Origin of the sequence: Pseudomonas sp. NPDC079367, from assembly GCF_044542195.1 — a bacterium.
Lineage (GTDB): Bacteria > Pseudomonadota > Gammaproteobacteria > Pseudomonadales > Pseudomonadaceae > Aquipseudomonas.
Map to the genome: position 1 here is coordinate 17,129 of NZ_JBITTW010000049.1, position 21,290 is coordinate 38,418.

Sequence of the window (21,290 nt, forward strand, 5' to 3'; positions counted from 1 at the left end):
TCGGTGACGACGGTAGTGAACTGGTCACCGAATACCGGCGTGATGCCGCAAGCCGCTTGATTGTATAAACGCTACCCGATGGTGAGGAGATTCACTATAGCTACGACGCGCTTGATCGCCTCGTTAACGTCAACGACGGCCATTGACCGCTCGCCTGTAAATACGATCTGCAAGATCGACTGATCGAGGAACATCGAGGCTGGGGCACTCTGCGCTACGAATGCGACAGCGCTGGCCAGCTCAAGCACTGCCGTTTGCCTGAAGGCAGCAAACTCGATTACCGCCATCAGCCTTGTGGGCAACTCAGCAGCATCGACCTCAACGGCTCCCGCCTGACCAGCCCCCAATTCAGCGCTGGTCGCGAACAAGAGCGCCAGCAAGGTTCGCTGCTAAGCAAATACCAATACGCTGAACAGGGCCGCTTGCATGCACACAGCGTCAGCTAACGGGACAAACACCTGTTTCAGCGCCGGTATAACTACTACGCCAACGGTAACCTCGCTGGCATTGACGACAGCCGGAAAGGCAACCGCAGCTATCACTACGATCCACTGGATCGCCAGATCAACGTACGCGGCGCTATGTCAGAGAGCTTCGCTCACGACCCGGCAGGCAACCTCCTCGGACAAAATGACCTGCCTGCGGCCAACCTCGCCAACGTCAAAGGCAATCGCCTGCTCATGCAGGGCGACCGCCACTACGACTACGACGCGTACGGAAATTTGGTCCGCGACCGCCGTGGCACCGGCCAAAGCTCTTCATTGAATACAATTACGACTGCCCGCACCGCCTGATCGGCGTCAGCCTGACGGGTGGCAGCACCGCAAGCTACAATACGACGCCTTTGGCCGCCGCATCGAGAAAACCGTCGACGGCCATACCACTGAATTTCTCTGGCAAGGCGAACGATTGATCGCCGAAAGCGCAGAAAATCGTTATCGCAGCTACATCTATGAACCGGGCAGCTTCCGCCCGTTGGCAATGCTCGACGGTGAAGGCCCGCTAAAAGTGGCCCCGTTCTACTACCAACTCGACCACCTCGGCACGCCGCAGGAACTCACCGACTACAGCAGAGAAATCATGTAGTCCGCGAAATACCGCGCCTGCGACAATTTTGCAGCGCTGGACGTCAGCGAAATCGATGACCCGCTGCGTTTTCAAGGGCAGTATTTCGACGCCGAGACGGGGTTACATTACAACCGTCACCACTACTTCAACCGGGGACTGGACGGTTCTTGACGCCCGATCCGATCAAGCTTGCGGGTGCGCTGAGCAGCCCCAAGTACGTGCCTAACCCTACGTGGTGGGTGGATCCTTAAGGGTTGAATAGATGTCCTGGAGGTGAAACTGTACGCTTGGCATCGGTGCTGATAATTCCGCTACAAAACCAAAAGTCGATGAAGGCGACCAAAAAGCGCCCCAAACAGAGGGAACTGCCCGAGCGGCTCTATATTCTGCGAATTGGTCTAAAGCAAACTTAAACAATGCCGTTGAAAGATTCGCCGGAAGCAAACCGATCATTAGCACCACGGACAAAGGTTAAAGAATATACAAAAACCCTCAGAACGGATAGAAGTGATTGAAGACATGAACGGAAACTATTTCAGAATTTATGAGAAGGAATTGCTCCTAGTAACAAAACGCTTCCAAACGGAAAGCAAGCCGGAAGAACCCAAAGCAAATATAACGAAGTTAACCACTTCAACAAGGACAACAAAAATGAAAACAATTTCAGTACCTTTATCCGAAGATGCAATGCATCGCCTGGATTTAAATGAATGCTTACCTAGCGACCTAGAAGAACTATTCCTCTCAGAAGAGGAATTCTCAGAGCTGTCAAAAACGGGGGTGATTGAGGAAATCAACAAAACACTTAGCAAACTTATCGACGTCTATGAAGACGATAAAATACAAGGTCGCGCCGAACTGGAATCAACCCTCAAGATATTTCAAAAACATTTAATCACTACAAACTCCGATACGTTAAGAAAGCTCACACACCTAAACGAAATTGCAATGAAATACAATACAGGAATGTTCTTTTACTTTTAAACCTCCTATCGAAAGCAAAGGGGTCAGATTTGTTTTTACAAGCCGAATATAAATTAAACTCCTTTTCCTACTCTCGCAATTAAAAGCGCCCTAATGAAACTTCGAAATATCATACATCTCAGCGGAAAAGTAATTTTCGACTAACTATCCAACCTAATCGATTACGACATCGCACTCATCTCAGACAACCTGAAAGAGGATCTTTACAGGCAGTATTCCCAAACGAACAAAGAATAGACATCGGATGGTATCCAGAATTTAGCAAAAATGGTGCTTTTAAAATTTCATTAATTGCAAAATTTGTTAGAGCAACCCACTACGCTAAAGCAGTGCGCGTTCACAGTCGCTGCCGATGCAATTAATGTGGAAAAGGCCTCAGACCCGTAGTTATAGTGCAAGGAGAGTTTTCTTTAGGGTAAAAAACCTCGACAAACAAACCGATAACAGCGAAATAAAAACCATGATATTTAATTACTCGGGCAACGCAGTCAATCCAAATACCGTATCTTATAGAAGCTTGGGATTCGAAGAGAAGGTTACGGTCAAAACTCAGCCCTACATACTGCAAATCAAGCCCGGCGACTTTCCAAGAGAGTTTGAAATTATTGCAAACACGTTTATTTCGGAATGCGGGATTGACGATTCCGAGCAAGACGACGTGGACATCCCGGAGCTTGCGACAGTTGATTACCCGATTTCCAACGAACTTCTGAATACCCGTCCAAACCTAACAGCAAGTTTGATCGAAGAATTATACTTCGAACTCTTCTATCATTTTTTTCAACACCCAACCAACCTACAACTGGTCATCAACAACATCAACAGCGTATGGACAGAGAAAGATACAACAATAATTACGGGCGACACATCCCTATACAAATATTGCTAGCAGAAGGAAACTTTCCCGACGGCAGAGCCGCCAACTCAGACCTCAACGGTCGACTGTTGAACAAAACGGATTTGGCGACGACATCAGCGAGCTAATCACCGATTACTAGTGATCTATTCGCCAACTCTATTACGCGGTCAGTACCAAAAGTATGTACAGAGCCAGCGGCATGCGCACTGTCCGCCATCGGGACAAAGATCGATTCAACGCCGTTACGAGAATGACTGAAACGCAGAAAATTTAGCTAACGTAAAAGTGCAACCGCCTGCTGATGCCGGGCGATCGCCACTTCGATTACACGCTATCCGCCCCCGCCAACCGCACCTGCCTCTCCAACTCCACCTTCAACCCCGGCTCCAGCTTCAACTGCCGCGCCAGCTCATCCAGATAGCTTTTCTCCATAAAATTCTCCTCATCCACCAGCATCACACTGGCGATGTACATCTCCGCCGCCATTTCAGGCGTGCTCGCCGCGCGGGCGACGTCGGTGGGGTCGAGGGGTTTGTTGAGTTCGGCGTGGAGCCAGTGTTGCAGTTCCTGGTCGCTGTCGATTTTGGTGAATTCACCTTCGATCAGTTCGCGCTCGCGCTCGTCGATGTGGCCATCGGCTTTGGCGGCGGCGACCAAAGCTTTGAGGATCGCCTGGCTATGCTCCTCGACCTGCGCTGGAGGCAGGCGGTCGAGGGTTTGCGGTTCGCGTTGTGGTGCGCTGCCTTTCTGCGCGTTGTAGTTGCCGTAGGCTTTGTACGCCAGCACGCCCAGTGCGGCCAGGCCGCCATAGATCGCCACTTTACCGCCGACTTTGCGGACCTTTTTATTGCCTAGCAGCAGGCCCATCGCGCCTGCGGCCAATGCGCCGCCGCCCGCGCCGGAGAGCAATCCCCCGAGGCCGCTGGAGCCAGGCGAGCCACCGAGCAGACCACCGAGTCCGCCGGCAGCCGACTTGCTGGAACCGCCGCCGGCCTTGTTCTGCAGCATTTCCTGCCCGGACTTGAGCAGTTGATCGAGCAATCCACGGGTGTTCATGTTCCGTCTCCAAACAAGGGTTATCCGGATCTAAGGCCCTCAGCCTAGTTCGAAAGTGCCCGGTCCCGACTTCCCAGTGTGCTTCCAGATGTTGCTCGCTGCTCGCAAGAGCCCGGTTCGCACGTTACGCAATGAAAAGGCGCAGGCTTTTCGGCCTGCCCCTTTCCCCTCCTCTATTAGAATCGCGAAACACTGCGCATCGCATCCACCAGATAGCGCATGGCGATCCGGTCGCTTTCCGACAGCTCTCGATAACGTTCCACCAGTTTCAACTCGTCGGAATTGAGACGGCGTCTTCTGCGTCCGCCGCCCAAGCAAGGGAAGATGCCCAGGATTTCGGTGATGCTCTGTATTTTTGCCATGGACGATGTCCTTCTCTGTTGAGTCAAGAAACTGCTGAACCTCACATCGCCCTGCCTCTTCGAGCAGCGTCGTGTGCCCCGCCGGCACGAAGGCTTGTATCCGGTCTTGTCCATAGCATAGGAATTAAATCGGCGTTGAAAAGTGGTTTTTAGAGTAATTAATCGACAAAAGCAGATATGCCCTCTAAATCAGAGAGTCCTGTCAGAAAAGTTACAGACATGTCTTGTTTCATTGCCAGATGACACGATGCAAACAAGCCTTTTTGCCCGACAATCGAACCGATTAAGCTAGCGGGCATCTGTTTATAGTCCGTTGCGTTTGGCCGAAGGCATGACCGAACCGTAATTTCCGATCCGACAGGTGCCAGGAACGGCGCTGGATTGCACACGACAGGTTGTATTTATGCACCGCAGGAATTTGCTCAAAGCGTCCATGGCCATTGCGGCCTATACCGGTCTTTCCGCGTCTGGCCTGCTAGCGGCTCGCGCTTGGGCTGCCAATGGTGGCGCCGCTGATGGTGAGGCCCAGGCCTTCGATTTCGAGTCGTTGAAGCGTCAGGCCAAGCAGCTCGCCGGCAGTGCCTATCAGGATACGAAACAGGTGTTGCCACCAACTCTGGCGACCATGACGCCGCAGAATTTCAACGCGATCCGCTACGACGGCGAACACTCCCTATGGAAAGAAAACAAAGGCCAGCTGGACGTACAGTTCTTCCACGTCGGCATGGGTTTCCGTCAGCCGGTGCGCATGTACAGCGTTGATCCCAAGACACGCATGGCGCGCGAAGTACATTTCCGCCCGGCGCTGTTCAATTATGAAAACACTTCGGTCGACACCCAGCAGCTCAAGGGCGACCTGGGTTTTGCCGGCTTCAAGTTGTTCAAGGCGCCGGAGCTGGATCGGCATGACGTGGTGTCGTTTCTCGGCGCCAGCTATTTCCGTGCGGTCGACGCCACTGGCCAATATGGCCTCTCCGCGCGCGGCCTGGCCATCGACACCTACGCGAAGAAGCGCGAGGAGTTTCCCGACTTCACCCAATTCTGGTTCGAGACGCCGGACAAGAACGCCACGCGGTTTGTGGTTTATGCCCTGCTCGACTCGCCGAGCGCTACTGGCGCCTATCGCTTCGATATCGATTGCCAGGCCGAACGTGTCGTCATGGAAATCGATGCGCACATCAATGCGCGTACCGCCATCGAACAGTTGGGCATTTCACCGATGACCAGTATGTTCAGCTGTGGCACTCACGAACGGCGCATGTGCGACACCATTCATCCGCAGATTCATGACTCCGATCGCCTGGCCATGTGGCGCGGCAATGGCGAATGGATCTGCCGTCCGTTGAACAACCCGGCGACGCTGCAATTCAACGCATTTGCCGACACCGATCCGAAGGGTTTTGGCTTGGTGCAGACCGATCACGAATTTGCCAACTATCAGGACACTGTCGACTGGTACAGCAAGCGCCCGAGCCTGTGGGTAGAACCAACAACCGCTTGGGGCGAAGGCTCGATCGATCTGCTGGAAATTCCTACGACCGGCGAGACGCTGGATAACATCGTTGCCTTCTGGACGCCAAAAAAAACCGTCGCGGCAGGTGATTCGCTGAATTACGGTTACAAGCTGTACTGGAGCGCCTTACCGCCAGTGGGTACGCCGTTGGCCCGGGTGCATGCGACCCGCTCCGGCATGGGTGGGTTCACCGAAGGCTGGGCACCCGGCGAGCATTACCCGAAAGTGTGGGCGCGCCGTTTTGCCGTGGACTTCACCGGTGGCGGTCTGGAGCGCTTGCCGCAGGGCACCGGGATCGAACCGGTGATCACTTGTTCCAACGGCAAGGTGCAGGACTTCAGTGTGCTGGTACTGGATGACATCAAGGGTTACCGGATCCTGTTCGACTGGTACCCGACCAATGACAGCGTCGAGCCGGTGGAGCTGCGCCTGTTCATTCGCACCAATGACCGCACATTGAGCGAGACCTGGTTGTACCAGTATTTCCCGCCGGCGCCGGACAAGCGTAAGTACCCTTGAGGACTTGAAGCCCAGCTCAGGCGCCATTCGCGAGCAGGCTCGCTCCCACAATTGGAATTTGTATGCTGTGGGGAGCGGGCGTGCTCGCGAACAGGCCTGCTCAGGCAATACAAAACTCTCGAGCACACAAAAGCCCCGACCATCACTGGCTCGGGGCTTTTGCTTTCCAGCCTTCAGTCAATCCCGCATATCCGATTCATGAATCGGCTGATCCCGATGCGTCGCCCGCTGATACTGCGCCGGCCACACCGCTTTGCGCCCGCCCAGATCATCGTCGGCATGCAGCGGCCAGTACGGATCACGCAGCAGTTCGCGAGCGAGGAAGATGATATCGGCCTGGCAAGTGCGCAAAATGTGTTCGGCCTGCGCAGGCTCGGTAATCATTCCGACGGTGCCGGTGGCAATGCCTGACTCTTTGCGTACACGTTCGGCGAAGCGCGTCTGATAACCGGGCCCAACCGGGATTTCCGCGTTTGCAGCGGTCCCTCCTGAAGACACGTCAATAAGATCGGCGCCCAGCGTATGAAGGCGACGCGCAAGCTCGACGGTCTCATCCGGATTCCAGCCATCTTCCACCCAATCGGTCGCCGAGACGCGAACGAATACAGGCAATTGCTCGGGCCACACCGCCCTCACCGCTTCAGTGACTTGCAGCACCAGACGGATACGATTCTCGAACGAGCCACCATATTGATCGCGGCGTTGATTGCTCAGCGGCGAAAGAAACTGATGCAGCAGATAGCCGTGCGCGGCATGCACCTCAACCACGCTGAAACCCGCCGTCAGCGCACGTTTGGCCGCATCGACGAAGGCCTGAATCACTTCGGCGATCTGCCCTTCATCCAGCTGCTTCGGTTGCGTGTGCTGCGGGTCGAAGGCAATCGGTGATGGCCCGACCGGGGTCCAGCCGCCATCTTCCGGTTTGACGCTGCCATGCTTGCCGATCCACGGCCGATGGGTGCTGGCCTTACGCCCGGCGTGAGCCAGTTGAATACCGGCGACCGCGCCTTGAGCGGTGATGAAACGGGTGATGCGTTGCAGCGGCGCGATCTGTTCGTCGTTCCACAAACCGAGGTCTTCGGCAGTGATGCGCCCGTCAGCGGTAACCGCCGTGGCTTCGGTAAACACCAGACCGGCACCACCCACCGCGCGGCTGCCCAAGTGCACCAGATGCCAGTCGTTGGCCAGGCCGTCGACGCTGGAGTACTGGCACATCGGCGACACGGCGATGCGGTTGGGCAAGGTCAGTTGGCGAAGGGTAAAAGGTTCAAGCAGCAGACTCATGGGGCACCTCTCGAATCAGTGGGCAGGCTCCAGGGTTCTGTTTGAAAAGTCGACGAGTGACAGAAAAAGGGTGCAACACCCGCCCCCGCGGGCAAAATTCGACAAGACGTCACAAGGCCAATCAAGCAGTGCTTAGAGCCTAGTCGACAATGGGGGATCTCGAGGGGTTCCAGAAAAGATCGCAGCCTTCGGGCAGCTCCAGCATAGAAAATGCGATTCCCTGCAGGAGCGGCCGAAGGCTGCGACCTTTTGATCTTCAGCGCGGTTCGATGTGGGCAATCATCAACTGCACAGTCTCGTTGCCGCGAAACTCGTTAACGTCGAGCTTGTAAGCCAGTTCAACCCACTGGATCGTCGGGTTCGGCCACACATCGCGATCAATGCCAAACGCGATGCCATCGAGCTTCACCGAACCGCATTCGCTTTTGAGTACCACTTTCAGATGCCGCTCGCCGACCACGCGCTGCTCGACCAATTGAAACACACCGTGAAACAGCGGCTCCGGGAAGTGTTGCCCCCAAGGCCCGGCATGGCGCAAGGCGCGGGCCAGTTCCAGGTGAAACTCTTCGACGGCGAGCGTGCCGTCCGACAACATGCGCCCGGTGAGGTCTTCTTCGCGAAGTTGCCTACGCACCTCAGCGTCGAATGCCTCGGCGAACAGCGCAAAATTCTCCTGCGGCAAGGTCAGTCCGGCCGCCATCGCGTGGCCACCGTACTTGGCGATCAGGTTCGGATGCTGCGCCGCGACCACGCTCAGCGCATCGCGGATATGGAAGCCCTGCACCGAGCGACCGGAGCCCTTGAGCAAGCCATCACCGGCATCGGCGAACGCAATGGTCGGGCGGAAATAGCGCTCTTTCATGCGCGAGGCAAGGATGCCGATCACACCCTGGTGCCACTCCGGATCGAACAGGCACAGACCAAACGGCATCGACTCCACCGGCAAGTCCTTGAGCTGCGCCAGTGCTTCACGCTGCATGCCCTGCTCGATGGATTTGCGATCCTGGTTCATGCCGTCCAGTTGCGCGGCCATTTCCCGGGCCCGATTGGCATCGGCGGTGAGCAGGCATTCGATGCCCAGGCTCATGTCGTCCAGACGCCCGGCAGCATTCAGGCGCGGGCCGACGATGAAGCCCAGGTCGGTGGAAGTGATCCGCGCCGCGTCACGCTTGGCCACTTCCAGTATCGCTTTGATCCCCGGTCGCGCCCGGCCGGCACGAATTCGCTCGAGCCCCTGATGCACCAGAATGCGGTTGTTGGCGTCCAGCGGCACCACATCGGCGACGCTGCCCAGGGCCACCAGATCAAGCAGTTCGCCGATGTTCGGTTGCGGCTTGCTCTCGTACCAGCCGAGGCTGCGCAGACGCGCGCGTAACGCCATCAGTACGTAGAAGATCACCCCGACGCCGGCCAGCGCCTTGCTCGGAAATTCGCAGCCCGGCTGGTTCGGGTTGACCAGCGCATCGGCTTGCGGCAGTTCGTCGCCGGGCAAGTGGTGGTCGGTGATCAATACTTTCAGTCCGGCGCGCTTGGCCGCCGCGACGCCTTCGACACTGGAAATACCATTGTCGACGGTGATCAATAGTTGCGGTTCGCGGGTCAGCGCGACTTCGACGATTTCCGGCGTCAGGCCATAGCCGTATTCGAAACGGTTCGGCACCAGATAATCGACGTGCGCCGCGCCCAGCAGGCGCAGGCCGAGGACACCCACGGTGCTGGCAGTGGCGCCGTCTGCGTCGAAGTCGCCAACAATGAGAATGCGCTGGCGTTGCTCCAGTGCCGTCACCAGCAGGGCTACCGCCGCGTCGATGCCTTTGAGCTGCTGGAACGGAATCAAGCGCGCCAGACTCTTGTCCAGCTCCGCCTCCGACAGCACGCCCCGCGCCGCATACAGGCGGGTCAGCAGGGGCGGCAGATCACCGAGGAAAGGCAGCGTTGCAGGCAGTTGACGAGGTTCGATACGCATGGGGCGACGGAGGCTTCTCTTTGATTCGTGGGAAATATCAGCGGTGTCGCGAACTCAGCCGCGCTCACCTTGCAGCCATTGCAACTGGACTTCGTGTTGACCGCGGTCGTCGGTGACGAAGATCGTGCCTTCACTGATCATCACGTCCCACTTGATGACACGCGGCATGTCCTTGGCCAGGGTCTCCAGCACTTCTTGCGGAACGGCTGCGATGTTGACGTTTTTCAGGTTCTTGATCGCCGGGATCACCTTGGTTTCCCATACGCGCAGGCTGCCGTAGGCCAGCAGGCTGGTGCGTTCGGTGCGGCGCGAGCACCAGGTCAGGCGATCGGCATCCGGCTGGCCGACTTCAATCCAGTGCAGAACACGGTCGTCCAGGCTCTTTTCCCACAAGGCCGGTTCATCCACGTCTGACAGACCACGGCCGAACGACAGCTGCTCGTTGTACCAGAGCGCGTAGGCCAGCAGCCGCACGGTCATGCGCTCTTCGGTCTCCGAAGGATGACGGGCGATAGTCTGCTTGACGCTCTCGTAGACGCTGCGGTCGAGGTCGGTGAGGTTCAGTTCAAATTTGTAGGTAGTGGACGGCTGGGCCATGAACGGGCTTCTTGATACGAGGAAAGTCGGCAAGTCTAACCGATGCCACAGGCAATCATCGAATTGATGGCAATCAAGCTGCGGCGTCTGACCGTCGGCTATGTTAAAACCCTGTATCCGCTCAGCCTTGTCCTACAGGATTTCGCATGCCGTTTACCAGCAAACCGCTCTCGGGTCTGAAAGTCATTGAATTGGGTACGCTGATCGCCGGGCCGTTTGCCTCGCGCATTTGCGGCGAATTCGGCGCCGAAGTGATCAAGATCGAATCGCCGGACGGCGGCGATCCTCTGCGCAAGTGGCGCAAGTTGTACGAGGGCACCTCCCTCTGGTGGTTCGTTCAGGCACGCAACAAAAAGTCCCTGACCCTGAACCTCAAACACCCTGACGGTTTGGCGATCCTGAAACAACTGCTGGGCGAAGCCGACATCCTCATCGAGAATTTCCGCCCCGGCGTACTGGAAAAACTCGGTCTGAGCTGGGAAACCCTGCACGCACTCAACCCGAAACTGGTGATGGTGCGCTTGTCCGGTTTCGGTCAGACCGGGCCGATGAAGGATCAGCCAGGCTTCGGCGCGGTTGGCGAATCCATGGGCGGCTTGCGTTACATCACCGGTTTCGAGGATCGGCCCCCGGTGCGCACCGGGATTTCCATCGGCGATTCGATTGCCGCGCTGTGGGGCGTGATCGGCGCGCTGATGGCGCTGCGTCATCGCGAGGTCAATGGTGGACACGGCCAAGTGGTCGACGTTGCCCTGTATGAAGCCATTTTCGCCATGATGGAAAGCATGGTGCCGGAGTTCGACGTCTTCGGTTTCATCCGCGAGCGCAGCGGCAACATCATGCCGGGTATCACGCCCTCCTCGATCCACACCAGCGCCGACGGCAAACATGTGCAGATCGGCGCCAATGGTGATGCAATCTTCAAACGCTTCATGCTCGTGATTGGCCGCGAAGATCTTGCCAATGACCCTGCGCTGGCCAGCAATGACGGCCGCGACAGTCGCCGTGACGAGTTGTATGGCGTGATAGATCGCTGGGTCAATTCGCTGCCACTGCAAACTGTACTCGACCGGCTCAACCAGGCCGATGTGCCGGTCAGCAGGATCTTCAGCGCCGAAGACATGTTCAGCGATCCGCAATACCTGGCGCGGGAAATGTTCCTCCATGCCAAGCTGCCGGACGGCAAGGATTTCAAGATGCCCGGCATCGTGCCGAAACTGTCCGAAACACCGGGCGCGTCCGAGTGGGTCGGACCGCAGCTTGGCGAACACAATGCGCAGGTGCTTGGCGATCTGGGCTACGACGCGGCGCAAATCGCTCGGCTGCGTGAAGACGGGGCCATTTGAGCACCACCGGGCGCTTCGCTTTTTCGAGCAACAAGCCGCGCATTGAGCAAACGACGGGCAAAAGAAACCCCGAGAAGTGGGGAGACGACTCGGGGTTAAACGGGGTCTGCTTTGAGACCCGTAGCAGCAAGCGACAAGCACCGGAGCACAATGCTTGATCCTGCTGTTATGGGGTCTGACTGACAGGAATGCAGGAAGGTTCCCACAAAAGATATTTCATCTTTACAGGGCCGGACGCTTGTCCAGAGCGGCGTTGCGCAACGCCGCAATGACGCAGGGTTCCAGTCGTCCTTCGGCGATCATCACGTCACGGTGCAGGCCGTCCACTACGTCGGTCAGCAAGCGCTTGTCGCTCAACTGGGCCTGATTGAATTCGCGCTCCACTACAATCGCGCCGCTGCTGTTCTTCAGCGTCACCAGATATTCACCATGGCTGCCGCGAGGGGTCAGCGTCACCTGATACGGGCTCAGAGCCTCACCGAGCAATAGACTGATACTTTCCATCTCGATCTCCACTCAATAGTCCGAAAACAGTGCCTGGGGCGTGTTCACATTAAATGACCACCGGCCCGAGAAGAAAGTTCTGTCTGTCGCGTCCCGACCTTGCGGGTCCGCGTCTGACAGAGCATGCACGGCGAAGATGACAGAAAAATATTCGCCGGTTTCAGGCCTCGACAAGTGCTTGCGACGTGATCAGATAGCTGTCGAGCAGAGCTCTCATCAACACTGCCGAGACCGGCGTTTGCAGCCGTCCCAGCAGGCGCAGGCGTTGTTGGCAAAGTACCGGTTCCAGATCACTCAACAAGCTCTGCGCGACCGAGCCCAGCAGAATCAGCGCACGGGCCTCATGGTGCGCCGCCAGGTGATGAATCAAAGCCAGTCCATCGCCACCCTTGAGCTGCGGATCGCAGATGGCAATATCAACTGCGCCGCGATGCCCTAATGAACACAAGGCTGAGGCAAGCGAAGGCGCCGTCAAAACGTCGTAGATGCCAATGGCATTGAGCATTTGATGCAATGCCATCAGTTGGAACGGGTTGGGTTCAAGAATCAGGACTTTAAGCGAGCGCATGGGCGACCTCTGAAGCGATCATCGCGGACTCTCACCGCAGTTATCGTTCACTCTAGGCCAGGCGTCTTAAGCCTCCCATCAGAAAAGTAGCCGCGTCTTGCAGGACATTTCCCTTCTTTAATGCAGACATCGGCAGCCGCTCTCGGTCCGACGCTGGGTGATGTCGGTCCAGCCACCCAACAAGCCGCGCAGTTTGCCGTCACCGCTGTAAAACGGCACCGTCCAGTGATAGATCTCTCGTGGCCCGCCATTGAATAGCAACTCGCGCTTACTGAAGCGCGACTTGCGCGTTTGCAACTGCGAGACATACTCGTCGTGCAGCATCCGCGCGGTACTTTCAGGCAGCGCGTCGACCTCGATCAGCAAACGCCCCTGCATCTGATCCAGGCGCACCGACAGCGCCTCTTCGTAGCTGCGGTTGCAGATGATCAGGCGTCCCTGCAGATCGCGCACGAACACCGGATCCGGCATGGAATCAATCAGGGCGTGCTGAAAAGCCAACTGATCACCCAGTTCCTTTTCTGCTTCACAGCGCAACTTGATCACTGCCGCCAAGCGTCTGTTCCACACCAACGACAGCATTCCGAAAACGCCAATACCCCCCATTGCCCAGCATCCCCACCCGACCAACTGCTGCCAGATCGATGGGACGGGTGCCGGCGAAATACCTTCGAGCCATTTGAGTCGGATCGCTCGCAACTCAGCGGCCGGGAAAGCTTCCAGCGCCTTGTTGAGAATACTCAGCAACTCTGGCATGCCCTTTCGTACAGCCAGATGATCGGCTTCCCACTTGCCCTCCACCAAGCCACCGACTTTGAGCATGCCCAACGGATAGAGCTGCGCGCCGATCTCGTTTTCGATCGTGGCATAGGCTTCACCACTCTCGACCAACGCTCGCGCTTCGGCATAAGTTTTTACAGAAAGAATTTCAATCGACGGATAGTCACGCCGGATCACATCTTCGAGCGCATGCCGGGCCGGCAGCACCACAACACGTTTCGCCAATTGTTCGAAAGATTCCACACTCGGCGCGCTGGCGTGCCCGACGAACACCCAGCCCGCCCCGCCGAACGCGTGGCTGAAATCAAGGAACAGCTTGCGATCATCGCTCATGGCCAAGGTCGTACTGATGTCCGCGACCCCACTTTGCAGACGTTCGAGCATGTGATTGGTGGAAAAGGATTCCTGATGCTCGAATTGCAGCCCGGTCATCGCAGTGACACGCTTGAGCACATCATTGTTCAGACCGCTCCATTGCCCGTGCTCGTCCTGAAACAGATACAGCGGATACTGCACCGACGCCACCGTCACCTTCGGGTTTTCGCGAAGCCATTGACGCTCGCGTGCGTCGAGTTCGACAGGCTGCACATTGACGGACGCATTCGTCTGATCGCGTACCATTTGCGCTGCCACGCCGCTGTGCATCCATCCCAGCAGCGCCAACATAAACAACCAGCCCAGCGCCGGTTTCAAACCTCTGTAAAACAGCATTGCCATTTCCTTCGTGATCGACTCACCCCTCCTTCGTGGGTGAAAACCCGAGCAGTGTGGCAGCAGAAACAAAAAAGCCCGTCAGGAGACGGGCTTCAAAATGTGACAGCTTTTATGGGCTTACAGGGGCTTGCCGCGGTTGCCATGCTGGCTGACAAAGGCTTGCACGGCTTTAAGGTCGTTTGGCAGAACCGTGCAGCGCTCGTTTCGCTCAAACAAATCAGAAAGATGTGCAGGCAGTTCGAGCGCTTTTCCTACACCCGCTTTCTCCACTGCCTCAGGAAACTTGACCGGGTGGGCAGTGCCCAGAATCACCATCGGGATGTCCAGACTACGACGGCATTCGCGCGCGGCTTTCACGCCGATGGCGGTGTGCGGATCAAGGACTTCACCGCTCTGCTCGTAGACCTCGGCGATGGTTTCGCAAGTCTGCGCATCGTCCACTGCCAGCGAGTCGAACAGTTTGCGCGCTTCGGTCCAGCGCTCTTGTTCGACGCTGAAGCTGCCATCCTTTTTGAACGCGTCCATCAGGCCGGCAATCGCCGCACCGTTGCGACCGTGAAGGTCGAACAGCAGGCGCTCGAAGTTCGACGAAACCATGATGTCCATCGACGGCGACAAGGTCGCGTGCAGGGTTTCCTTGACGTACTGGTTGCCGCTCATGAAGCGGTGCAGGATGTCGTTGCGGTTGGTGGCGACGATCAACTGGTTGATTGGCAGACCCATGTTGCGCGCCAGGTAACCAGCGAAGATGTCGCCGAAGTTGCCGGTCGGCACCGAGAACGACACAGAACGCGCCGGCCCGCCCAACTGCAGCGAGGCGTGGAAGTAGTAGACGATCTGAGCCATGATCCGCGCCCAGTTGATCGAATTCACCGCCACCAGACGCGTACCCTTGAGGAAGCTTTGGTCGGCGAAGCTGTTCTTGACCATTTCCTGGCAGTCATCGAAGTTGCCTTCGATGGCGAGGTTGTGGATGTTCTCGCCGAAGATCGTCGTCATCTGCCGACGCTGTACTTCCGACACTCGCTGATGCGGGTGCAGGATGAAAATGTCGACGTTTTCGCAATGCTTGCAGCCCTCGATGGCTGCCGAGCCGGTGTCGCCGGACGTGGCGCCAACGATCACCACACGCTCGCCGCGCTTTTCCAGCACGTAGTCGAGCAGACGACCGAGCAGTTGCAGGGCGAAATCCTTGAACGCCAGGGTCGGACCGTGGAACAGCTCCAGCACCCACTCATTGCCATTCAACTGACGCAGTGGCGCCACAGCGCTGTGGGCAAACACACCGTAGGTTTCTTCGAGGATTTTCTTGAAATCGGCGTCGGGAATGCTGCCGGTGACGAACGGGCGCATTACCCGGAAGGCCAGCTCGTGATACGGCAGGCCAGCCCAGGAAGCAATTTCTTCCTGAGTGAAACGTGGCAGGTTTTCCGGGACGTACAAACCGCCGTCGGTCGCCAGACCAGCCAGCAGGACCTCTTCGAAATTCAGGGCCGGGGCCTGGCCGCGAGTACTGATATAACGCATAAGGGCAAACCTTTGGTTTGAGCGGCAAGCCTCAAGCTGCAAGCTGCCAGTAAAGCCGAACCGCTTTGTCTTGGCGCTTGTAGCTTGCAGCTTGCCGCTGCTGTTAATTCAAATGTTCGACACGGATCCGTACAACCGGGCCGTCGACGCCAGCCAGTGCTTCCAGCGCAGTGATCGCATCGTTGATGCGCTGCTCGACCACGCGATGAGTCAGCAGGATCATCGGCACCAGGCCGTCATGCTCTTCGACTTCCTTCTGCATGATCGATTCGATATTGATGCCGCGCTCCGACAGGATGCTTGCCACTTGAGCCAGCACGCCCGGATGGTCCTTGGCGTGTATGCGCAGGTAGTACGCGCTTTCACAGGCTTCGATCGGCAGGATCGGATGCGCCGACAGCGAGTCCGGCTGGAAGGCCAGGTGCGGTACACGATTTTCCGGGTCGGAAGTCATCGCGCGAACCACGTCCACCAGGTCGGCGATCACCGACGAAGCAGTCGGCTCCATGCCAGCGCCGGCGCCGTAGAACAGCGTCGAACCGGCGGCATCACCGTTGACCATGACGGCGTTCATCACGCCATTGACGTTGGCGATCAGGCGATCGGCCGGGATCAGCGTCGGGTGCACCCGCAACTCGATGCCGGCGTCAGTGCTGCGCGCCACACCGAGGTGCTTGATGCGATAGCCCAGTGCTTCGGCGTAGTTGACGTCGGCGGTGGTCAGCTTGGTGATGCCCTCGGTGTAAGCCTTGTCGAATTGCAGCGGAATACCGAAAGCAATCGACGCCAGAATGGTCAGCTTGTGCGCGGCATCGATGCCTTCGACGTCGAACGTCGGATCGGCTTCGGCATAACCCAGCGCTTGCGCTTCGGCGAGCACGTCTTCGAACGTTCGGCCCTTCTCGCGCATTTCGGTGAGGATGAAGTTGCCGGTGCCGTTGATGATCCCGGCGACCCAGTTGATGCGGTTGGCGGACAGGCCTTCGCGGATCGCCTTGATCACTGGAATGCCACCAGCCACGGCTGCTTCGAACGCCACGATCACGCCTTTCTCGCGTGCCCTGGCGAAAATCTCATTACCGTGAACGGCTATCAGCGCCTTGTTCGCGGTGACCACATGCTTGCCATTCTCGATGGCCTTGAGTACCAGCTCGCGGGCGACGGTGTAGCCGCCCATCAGCTCTATGACGATGTCGATCTCAGGGTTCGTGGCCACTTCGTAGACATCGTTGGTAATCGCTATACCGGTCGTCGGGAACTGAGGGTTTGGCGTTCGCGTGGCAATTTGTGCCACTTCGATCCCACGCCCGGCACGACGAGCAATTTCCTCGGCGTTGCGCTGAAGTACGTTGAAGGTACCGCCACCGACGGTCCCTAACCCACAGATGCCTACTTTGACCGGATTCACTGTGAACTCCCCATGAAACGGCCGACGCAGGGTCGGCCGGAAAACAACCGCGTGCTCGCGGCTCTCTGTTGATGGCCCGGCGCTGTTACTGCCGGGCCACGATCGTCAGCGGCTGCCCGTGACGATGCGAATTACTTCGCGCCCAGCGCCAGTTTGGCGACTTGTGGCGCCGGCTGGTAGCCCGGAATGACTTGGCCGTCAGCCAAAACGATGGCCGGTGTACCGTTCACGCCGATCGACTGACCGAGGGCGAACTGCTTGGAAACCGGGTTATCGCACTTGGCGGCCTTGATTTCCTTGCCATCGACCATCTTGTCCATGGCGGCTTTCTTGTCTTTCGAACACCACACTGCTTGCAACTGCTCGTCACCCGGCGAATTCAGGCCCTGACGCGGAAACGCCACGTAGCGGACTTCGATGCCGCGCTTGTTCAGCTCGGGCACTTCGGCATGCAATTTGTGGCAGTACGGGCAGGTGGTGTCGGTGAATACGGTGATGTGCGACTTGGTTTCGCCGACCGCCGGGTAGACCACGGTTTCGGCGACAGGGATGGCATTGATCAGTTTGGAAATGCCCAGGCGCTCGGTCTTCTCGGTCAGGTTGACCGGTTTGCCGTTCGCGAGCTGGTACAGGTTGCCCTGAACGATGTACTGGCCATCGGCACTGGCGTACAGCACGCGACTGCCTTGAAGTTTGACTTCGTACATGCCGGGCAACGGGCTGGCACTGATGCTTTCGACCGGAACCTCGAGTTCGAGTTTTTCCAGGCTTTGACGAATGGCTTTGTCGGCCGCGTCATCGGCGATGGCAAAGGTGCTCACCAACGCAATGGCGGCGGCGGCGAAAATCTGGGTCAGACGCATGAGTACTCCTGAGGGCGGGCCAATGGAACGGTCAGAACACCCATGCGAAACATCGGGTCATAACCGTCCATCGTGCAAACCGGCAAAGCCTAACACATAAGGTCACGGTGGCCGAATGCGCCTGACACAAGACATCGATCTCATTTTGTAGGAGCTGCCAGAGGCTGCGATCTTTTGATTCTGGCTTCTGTAAGCGACAGCAAGATCAAAGGATCGCAGCCTTCGGCCGCTCCTGCACAAGGTTTTGTATTCAGCCGCGCGGGTGGTGTCTGGCGTGCAGATCCTGCAAGCGGGCGCGGGCGACATGAGTATAGATCTGCGTCGTGGAGAGGTCGCTGTGCCCGAGCAACATCTGCACCACGCGCAAGTCCGCGCCATGGTTGAGCAGATGCGTGGCGAACGCATGACGCAAGGTGTGTGGTGATAGCGACTTGCTGATGCCGGCAACCTTGGCCTGATGCTTGATCCGGTGCCAGAAGGTCTGGCGGGTCATCTGCTCGCCGCGCTGGCTGGGGAACAGCACATCGCTGGGGCGGCCACCGAGCAATTCGCCACGACCATCACGCATATAACGCTCGACCCAGACAATCGCCTCCTCGCCCATCGGCACCAGCCGCTCCTTGCTGCCCTTGCCCATCACCCGCAACACGCCCTGGCGCAGGTTGACCTGCTCCAGCGTCAGACTGATCAGTTCGGTCACGCGCAGGCCACAGGCATACAGCACCTCCAGCATCGCGCGGTCGCGCTGGCCGATGGCGTCGCTCAGGTCAGGCGCCTTGAGCAGTGCTTCGACGTCGGCCTCCGACAGCGACTTGGGCAACGGCCTGCCGAGTTGCGGCATGTCGACGCGTAAGGTCGGATCGACGCTGATCAACTTTTCCCGCAGCAGATAGCGATAAAAACCACGCACTCCAGAGAGGAATCTCGCGGTGGAACGTGGCTTGTAGTTTTGCTCCAGGCGCCAGGCCAGGTGATCGAGGATCAATTCGCGCCCGGCGTTGATCAGCTCAAGGTTCTTCTCCTGCAACCACCCGTTGAACAGCGCGAGGTCGCTGCGATAGGCGTCGCGGGTATTGTCCGACAGGCCTTTCTCCAGCCATAAAGCGTCGAGGAATTGATCAATCAGCGGATGGTCGATGGCAGGCATGGGTGCTCAGGGCAGGCAGTTTTTCACACTGCGTGCAAATAGACAGTGAACGACGGGAATGGCCGCTAGTCTTTCATAGCCAGCCAGATCAAGGAACAGGGAGCTTCAATGAACGAGCAGCAAATTCTCTTGGCATTTGGCGGGATCGGCGCCGCTGCGCTGGGTTGTCAGTGGCTGGCATGGCGCCTGAAGCTGCCGGCCATTCTGTTTCTGTTGCTGACCGGCATTTTGGCCGGCCCGCTGCTGGGTTGGCTCGACCCGCAGGAAATGTTCGGCCCGCTGCTGATGCCGCTGGTGTCTCTGGCAGTGGCGCTGATCCTGTTTGAGGGCAGCCTGACCCTGCACCTGTCGGAATGGAAAGAGATCGGCAGCGTCGTCCATCGACTGGTGACCCTCGGAGCGATTTCGACCTGGATTGTCATCGCGGTTGCCACGCATTTTCTGCTCGGCTTCGACTGGATGCTGGCGATTCTGTTTGGCAGCCTGACGCTGGTCACCGGTCCGACCGTGATCGTGCCGATGCTGCGGGTGGTGCGGCCAAAAGCCTCGATCGCCAACATCCTGCGCTGGGAAGGCATCGTGATCGATCCGATCGGCGCTCTGCTCGCGGTGGTGGTGTACAGCTTCATCATCGCCAGCGCTGAAGGCCATGGCCTCAAGCAAAGTCTCCTCACCTTCGGCGGGGTGATCCTCTGCGGCGCCGTGTTTGGTGTCGTCGGTGGCTGGGCGCTGGGGACGGTGATCCGGCGTCAGTGGCTGCCCGAATACTTGCATAACCTGGCGTCGCTGGCAGCGGTGCTGGCGATTTTCATCTGCGCCAACCAAGTGATGCATGAGTCCGGCCTGCTGGCGGTGACGCTGATGGGCATGTGGCTGGCCAACATGAAAGGCGTGGATGTGCGACACATCCTGCACTTCAAGGAAAACCTCAGCGTGTTGCTGATTTCCGGGCTGTTCATCCTGCTCGCGGCACGTCTGGACCTGAACGCGTTGATCGGCCTGGGACCGCTGGTGTTGATCCTGCTGTTGGTGATCCAGCTGATCGCCCGGCCATTGAACGTCTTGCTCAGCACCGCCGGCTCCAGTCTCAGCTGGCGTGAACGGGCCTTGCTTTGCTGGATCGCGCCACGCGGGATCGTCGCTGCGGCTGTCTCGGCAATTTTCGCGATTCGCCTGGATGAATCCGGACATGAAGGCGCCCTGCTGCTGGTGCCGCTGACCTTCGCGGTAATCATCGGCACCGTGGTTTTGCAAAGCGCAACGGCACGACCGCTGGCACGGCTGCTGAAAGTGGCCGAACCGGCGCCGAGCGGTTTTCTGATCGTGGGCGCCAATGGTCCGGCCCGCGAATTGGGCAAATCGCTGCAGCAACTGGGCAGCCGCGTCCTGCTGACGGATTCGAGCTGGGAAAATATTCGAGCGGCACGCATGGAAGGCTTGCCAACCTATTTTGGCAACCCGGCGTCGCAGCATGCTGACGCGCATCTGGATCTGGTGGGGTTGGGGCATTTGCTCGCGCTGTCACCGTCGGGTGAACTGAACACATTGGCGGCGATGCGCTTTCGTCATGACTTCGGTCATCAGCGCCTGTTCGGTCTGGCCAGCGGCCATGAAAGCCGGCGCAGCGATAAACATCGAGCAAGCCTGGAACACCGGGGCAATCAATTGGGCAGTGAGGCACTGACCTATTCGAAACTGGCCGGTCAGATGGGCCAGGGAGCGGAGCTCTACAGCACAACCTTGACGGATGGGTTTGGCTGGGAGGATTACCAATCGCTGCACGGCCATCGCGCGACGCTGCTGTTCATGCGTGATGGCAGCGGCTGGGTGCATGTAGTGACACCGGAAACGGCGTTGAAGCCGGGGGCTGGGTGGACGTTGCTGGCGTTGATTCAACCGCAAGGTTCCGGCGCCTGATGGATCGATTCGCGAGCAGGCTCGCTCCCACATTCGGACTCTTGTGGGAGCGAGCCTGCTCGCGAAGGTCGCGACTCGGTCACAGATAGACTGAAGATCTTCGCAGCACAAATCCCGGGCAACAAAAAAGCAGCCCGTAGGCTGCTTTTTTCTGCATCGGAAGCTGGACTTAAGCCAGTTTTTCCTTGATGCGGGCTGCTTTACCCGACAGGTCGCGCAGGTAGTACAGCTTGGCTTTACGTACGTCACCGCGACGCTTGACAGCCATGCTGTCGATTTGCGGCGAGTAGGTCTGGAAAGTACGTTCT

At 57.9% G+C, this 21,290-nt stretch carries 22 protein-coding genes and 1 pseudogene; 10 read left to right on the plus strand and 13 right to left on the minus strand.

The window, feature by feature from the left end:
- The first annotated feature begins 89 nt into the window (after positions 1–89).
- The 7 genes and pseudogenes from ACIGDJ_RS25520 to ACIGDJ_RS25550 all read left to right on the plus strand — a co-directional run bounded on the left by ACIGDJ_RS25520 (position 90) and on the right by ACIGDJ_RS25550 (position 2,941).
- Positions 90–146 carry a hypothetical protein gene (locus ACIGDJ_RS25520; protein WP_397479393.1) on the plus strand — a complete coding sequence of 19 codons (57 nt, stop codon included), beginning with the start codon at positions 90–92 and terminating at the stop codon, positions 144–146.
- A 63-nt stretch (positions 147–209) separates the two neighbouring features.
- On the plus strand, positions 210–446 hold the full coding sequence (locus ACIGDJ_RS25525; RefSeq protein ID WP_397504647.1) for a hypothetical protein: 237 nt from the start codon (positions 210–212) through the stop codon (positions 444–446).
- Between the two features lie 135 nt (positions 447–581).
- Positions 582–794: a hypothetical protein gene (locus tag ACIGDJ_RS25530; protein ID WP_397479374.1), complete on the plus strand. Its 213-nt coding sequence runs from the start codon at positions 582–584 to the stop codon at positions 792–794.
- Positions 778–840: pseudogene (locus tag ACIGDJ_RS25535) on the plus strand (hypothetical protein); the annotation flags it as partial. The gene ACIGDJ_RS25530 and the pseudogene ACIGDJ_RS25535, both read left to right, overlap by 17 nt.
- A gap of 69 nt (positions 841–909) precedes the next feature.
- Positions 910–1,086, plus strand: coding sequence for an RHS domain-containing protein (locus ACIGDJ_RS25540; protein WP_397479373.1), 177 nt, complete (start codon positions 910–912; stop codon positions 1,084–1,086).
- A 489-nt stretch (positions 1,087–1,575) separates the two neighbouring features.
- Positions 1,576–2,052 (plus strand): hypothetical protein, encoded by a 477-nt coding sequence (locus ACIGDJ_RS25545; RefSeq protein ID WP_397479372.1) that lies wholly within the window; start codon positions 1,576–1,578, stop codon positions 2,050–2,052.
- A 352-nt stretch (positions 2,053–2,404) separates the two neighbouring features.
- Positions 2,405–2,941 carry a hypothetical protein gene (locus tag ACIGDJ_RS25550; RefSeq protein WP_397479371.1) on the plus strand — a complete coding sequence of 179 codons (537 nt, stop codon included), beginning with the start codon at positions 2,405–2,407 and terminating at the stop codon, positions 2,939–2,941.
- A 294-nt stretch (positions 2,942–3,235) separates the two neighbouring features.
- Here the strand turns inward: ACIGDJ_RS25550 and ACIGDJ_RS25555 are convergent, their stop codons facing one another.
- Complete coding sequence (locus ACIGDJ_RS25555; RefSeq protein ID WP_397479370.1) at positions 3,236–3,967, minus strand: tellurite resistance TerB family protein; 732 nt, start codon at positions 3,965–3,967, stop codon at positions 3,236–3,238.
- A 176-nt stretch (positions 3,968–4,143) separates the two neighbouring features.
- Positions 4,144–4,329 (minus strand): hypothetical protein, encoded by a 186-nt coding sequence (locus ACIGDJ_RS25560; RefSeq protein WP_101159372.1) that lies wholly within the window; start codon positions 4,327–4,329, stop codon positions 4,144–4,146.
- A 403-nt stretch (positions 4,330–4,732) separates the two neighbouring features.
- Here ACIGDJ_RS25560 and ACIGDJ_RS25565 point away from each other — a divergent pair, with 403 nt between their 5' ends.
- Positions 4,733–6,361, plus strand: a complete 1,629-nt coding sequence (locus tag ACIGDJ_RS25565) for a glucan biosynthesis protein D (RefSeq protein WP_397479369.1) — start codon at positions 4,733–4,735, stop codon at positions 6,359–6,361.
- A 177-nt stretch (positions 6,362–6,538) separates the two neighbouring features.
- On the opposite strand, the gene ACIGDJ_RS25570 is transcribed toward ACIGDJ_RS25565, so the two are convergent.
- From ACIGDJ_RS25570 to ACIGDJ_RS25580, 3 genes are all read right to left on the minus strand, one after another.
- On the minus strand, positions 6,539–7,645 hold the full coding sequence (locus tag ACIGDJ_RS25570; protein WP_101159370.1) for an NADH:flavin oxidoreductase/NADH oxidase: 1,107 nt from the start codon (positions 7,643–7,645) through the stop codon (positions 6,539–6,541).
- A gap of 256 nt (positions 7,646–7,901) precedes the next feature.
- A complete protein-coding gene (gene recJ, locus ACIGDJ_RS25575) occupies positions 7,902–9,611 on the minus strand; it encodes a single-stranded-DNA-specific exonuclease RecJ (RefSeq protein WP_101159369.1) in 1,710 nt (569 codons plus the stop codon).
- Positions 9,612–9,665: 54 nt separating this feature from the next.
- Entirely contained in the window at positions 9,666–10,208 is a 543-nt protein-coding gene (locus ACIGDJ_RS25580; protein ID WP_007908961.1) for a YaeQ family protein, read from the minus strand.
- Positions 10,209–10,354: 146 nt separating this feature from the next.
- Here ACIGDJ_RS25580 and ACIGDJ_RS25585 point away from each other — a divergent pair, with 146 nt between their 5' ends.
- Positions 10,355–11,554: a CaiB/BaiF CoA-transferase family protein gene (locus ACIGDJ_RS25585; protein ID WP_101159368.1), complete on the plus strand. Its 1,200-nt coding sequence runs from the start codon at positions 10,355–10,357 to the stop codon at positions 11,552–11,554.
- A 222-nt stretch (positions 11,555–11,776) separates the two neighbouring features.
- Here the strand turns inward: ACIGDJ_RS25585 and ACIGDJ_RS25590 are convergent, their stop codons facing one another.
- From ACIGDJ_RS25590 to xerD, 7 genes are all read right to left on the minus strand, one after another.
- Entirely contained in the window at positions 11,777–12,058 is a 282-nt protein-coding gene (locus ACIGDJ_RS25590; RefSeq protein WP_397479368.1) for a DUF3509 domain-containing protein, read from the minus strand.
- 160 nt (positions 12,059–12,218) lie between these two features.
- Positions 12,219–12,626 carry a response regulator gene (locus tag ACIGDJ_RS25595; protein ID WP_101159367.1) on the minus strand — a complete coding sequence of 136 codons (408 nt, stop codon included), beginning with the start codon at positions 12,624–12,626 and terminating at the stop codon, positions 12,219–12,221.
- A 117-nt stretch (positions 12,627–12,743) separates the two neighbouring features.
- A complete protein-coding gene (locus ACIGDJ_RS25600) occupies positions 12,744–14,117 on the minus strand; it encodes a transporter substrate-binding domain-containing protein (RefSeq protein WP_101159366.1) in 1,374 nt (457 codons plus the stop codon).
- Between the two features lie 120 nt (positions 14,118–14,237).
- Positions 14,238–15,647: a threonine synthase gene (gene thrC, locus ACIGDJ_RS25605; protein WP_397479367.1), complete on the minus strand. Its 1,410-nt coding sequence runs from the start codon at positions 15,645–15,647 to the stop codon at positions 14,238–14,240.
- Between the two features lie 103 nt (positions 15,648–15,750).
- Positions 15,751–17,055 (minus strand): homoserine dehydrogenase, encoded by a 1,305-nt coding sequence (locus ACIGDJ_RS25610; RefSeq protein ID WP_397504646.1) that lies wholly within the window; start codon positions 17,053–17,055, stop codon positions 15,751–15,753.
- A gap of 131 nt (positions 17,056–17,186) precedes the next feature.
- A complete protein-coding gene (gene dsbC, locus ACIGDJ_RS25615) occupies positions 17,187–17,918 on the minus strand; it encodes a bifunctional protein-disulfide isomerase/oxidoreductase DsbC (RefSeq protein WP_101159364.1) in 732 nt (243 codons plus the stop codon).
- Positions 17,919–18,168: 250 nt separating this feature from the next.
- Positions 18,169–19,065 (minus strand): site-specific tyrosine recombinase XerD, encoded by an 897-nt coding sequence (xerD, locus tag ACIGDJ_RS25620; protein WP_101159363.1) that lies wholly within the window; start codon positions 19,063–19,065, stop codon positions 18,169–18,171.
- A gap of 108 nt (positions 19,066–19,173) precedes the next feature.
- On the opposite strand from xerD, the gene ACIGDJ_RS25625 reads away from it, so the two are divergent.
- Entirely contained in the window at positions 19,174–20,982 is a 1,809-nt protein-coding gene (locus ACIGDJ_RS25625) for a cation:proton antiporter (protein ID WP_397479366.1), read from the plus strand.
- A gap of 169 nt (positions 20,983–21,151) precedes the next feature.
- Here the strand turns inward: ACIGDJ_RS25625 and ACIGDJ_RS25630 are convergent.
- On the minus strand, positions 21,152–21,290 hold a 139-nt coding region (locus ACIGDJ_RS25630), incomplete at its 5' end, for a 50S ribosomal protein L19 (RefSeq protein ID WP_397504648.1).

What these genes read in the sequence shown, in the direction of transcription:
- ACIGDJ_RS25530 (WP_397479374.1), top strand. Translation starts at nt 582, where the DNA reads ATGTCAGAGAGCTTCGCTCACGACCCGGCAGGCAACCTCCTCGGACAA.
- ACIGDJ_RS25550 (WP_397479371.1), top strand. Translation starts at nt 2,405, where the DNA reads ATGCAATTAATGTGGAAAAGGCCTCAGACCCGTAGTTATAGTGCAAGG.
- ACIGDJ_RS25555 (WP_397479370.1), bottom strand. Translation starts at nt 3,967, where the DNA reads ATGAACACCCGTGGATTGCTCGATCAACTGCTCAAGTCCGGGCAGGAA.
- ACIGDJ_RS25560 (WP_101159372.1), bottom strand. Translation starts at nt 4,329, where the DNA reads ATGGCAAAAATACAGAGCATCACCGAAATCCTGGGCATCTTCCCTTGC.
- ACIGDJ_RS25565 (WP_397479369.1), top strand. Translation starts at nt 4,733, where the DNA reads ATGCACCGCAGGAATTTGCTCAAAGCGTCCATGGCCATTGCGGCCTAT.
- ACIGDJ_RS25570 (WP_101159370.1), bottom strand. Translation starts at nt 7,645, where the DNA reads ATGAGTCTGCTGCTTGAACCTTTTACCCTTCGCCAACTGACCTTGCCC.
- recJ (WP_101159369.1), bottom strand. Translation starts at nt 9,611, where the DNA reads ATGCGTATCGAACCTCGTCAACTGCCTGCAACGCTGCCTTTCCTCGGT.
- ACIGDJ_RS25580 (WP_007908961.1), bottom strand. Translation starts at nt 10,208, where the DNA reads ATGGCCCAGCCGTCCACTACCTACAAATTTGAACTGAACCTCACCGAC.
- ACIGDJ_RS25585 (WP_101159368.1), top strand. Translation starts at nt 10,355, where the DNA reads ATGCCGTTTACCAGCAAACCGCTCTCGGGTCTGAAAGTCATTGAATTG.
- ACIGDJ_RS25590 (WP_397479368.1), bottom strand. Translation starts at nt 12,058, where the DNA reads ATGGAAAGTATCAGTCTATTGCTCGGTGAGGCTCTGAGCCCGTATCAG.
- ACIGDJ_RS25595 (WP_101159367.1), bottom strand. Translation starts at nt 12,626, where the DNA reads ATGCGCTCGCTTAAAGTCCTGATTCTTGAACCCAACCCGTTCCAACTG.
- ACIGDJ_RS25600 (WP_101159366.1), bottom strand. Translation starts at nt 14,117, where the DNA reads ATGCTGTTTTACAGAGGTTTGAAACCGGCGCTGGGCTGGTTGTTTATG.
- thrC (WP_397479367.1), bottom strand. Translation starts at nt 15,647, where the DNA reads ATGCGTTATATCAGTACTCGCGGCCAGGCCCCGGCCCTGAATTTCGAA.
- dsbC (WP_101159364.1), bottom strand. Translation starts at nt 17,918, where the DNA reads ATGCGTCTGACCCAGATTTTCGCCGCCGCCGCCATTGCGTTGGTGAGC.
- xerD (WP_101159363.1), bottom strand. Translation starts at nt 19,065, where the DNA reads ATGCCTGCCATCGACCATCCGCTGATTGATCAATTCCTCGACGCTTTA.
- ACIGDJ_RS25625 (WP_397479366.1), top strand. Translation starts at nt 19,174, where the DNA reads ATGAACGAGCAGCAAATTCTCTTGGCATTTGGCGGGATCGGCGCCGCT.